The organism is Nocardioides sp. P4_G4 (assembly GCF_056401085.1).
In genome coordinates this window covers 1-1442 of sequence record NZ_JBFUKA010000179.1, presented here as the reverse complement: position 1 = coordinate 1442, position 1442 = coordinate 1, and the positions used below count along the sequence as shown (strand labels likewise).

1 protein-coding gene is annotated in these 1442 nt (G+C 72.0%); it reads left to right on the top strand.

Annotated features, from left to right (window positions below; all coding sequences use genetic code 11):
* A partial coding sequence (locus AC1DQF_RS21570; protein WP_477527270.1) for an NAD-dependent succinate-semialdehyde dehydrogenase occupies positions 1 to 1368 on the top strand: 1368 nt, incomplete at its 5' end.
* Between the last annotated feature and the right edge of the window lie 74 nt (positions 1369 to 1442).

The window sequence follows — 1442 nt, the reverse complement described above, 5'->3', positions numbered from 1 at the left end:
GTGGAGGACCCCGCCGACGGCTCCGTCCTGGCGCGGGTCGCCGACGCCGGCGAGGTGGACGCGGCCGACGCCCTCGACGCCGCCGTCGCGGCGCAGGCCGGGTGGGCGGCCACGGCGCCGCGCGAGCGCGGGGAGCTGCTGCGATCGGCGTACGAGCTGGTCATCGAGCGCACCGAGGAGTTCGCCCACACCATCAGCCTCGAGATGGGCAAGCCGCTGGCCGAGGCGGCCGGCGAGGTGGCCTACGGCGCGGAGTTCTTCCGGTGGTTCGCCGAGGAGGCGGTGCGCATCCACGGTCGCTTCATGAGCGCCCCGGACGGCAAGAGCCGGCTGCTGACCCTCAAGCGTCCGGTCGGCCCGTGCCTGTTCGTGACGCCGTGGAACTTCCCGCTGGCGATGGGCAGCCGCAAGATCGGTCCGGCGCTGGCCGCCGGCTGCACGATGGTCGTCAAGCCCGCCGAGCAGACGCCGCTCACCATGCTCAAGCTGGCCGACCTGCTGCGCGAGGTCGGTGTCCCGGCGGGCGTCGTCAACGTGGTGCCGACCAGCGACGCGGCCACGGTCGTCTCCGCGCTGATGGGCGACGACCGGCTGCGCAAGGTGAGCTTCACCGGCTCCACCGAGGTCGGCAAGATCCTGGTCCGCCAGTCGGCCGACCACCTCCAGCGCGTCTCGATGGAGCTCGGCGGCAACGCGCCGTTCGTCGTCTTCGAGGACGCCGACGTGGACGCCGCCGTGGCCGGCGCGATGATCGCCAAGATGCGCAACATGGGCGAGGCCTGCACGGCGGCCAACCGCTTCCTCGTGCACGTCGACGTCGCCCAGGAGTTCGCGACGGCGCTGGCCGACAAGATGGGTGCGATGACCGTGGGTCGCGGACAGGACGACGGGGTCCAGGTCGGGCCCCTCATCGACTCCGTCGCCGTCGACTCGGTGAGCCAGTTGGTCACCGACGCGGTCCACGACGGGGCGAAGGTCGTCACGGGCGGCACCGCACCCGGCGGTCCCGGCCACTTCTACCCGCCGACGGTGCTCACCGACGTGCCCGCCGAGGCCCAGATCAACGCCGTGGAGGTCTTCGGCCCGGTCGCCCCGATCACCACCTTCACCACCGAGGAGGAGGGGGTCGCCGCGGCCAACGCGACGCCCTACGGCCTCGTCGCCTACGCCTGGACCCGCGACCTGGCCCGCACCATGCGGCTCCAGGAGTCGCTGCAGGCGGGGATGATCGGCATCAACACCGGGCTGGTGTCCAACCCTGCCGCCCCGTTCGGCGGGGTCAAGGAGAGCGGCTTCGGGCGCGAGGGTGGCTTCGAGGGCATCGAGGAGTACGTCGACACGACCTACGTCGCGCTCCCGGCGGGCTGACACCCCCTTTCTCGGGGTAGTCCGTGACGTTCGGACCCTTGATCGAAGCTTTTCGGGAGCCGAACGTCACGGAC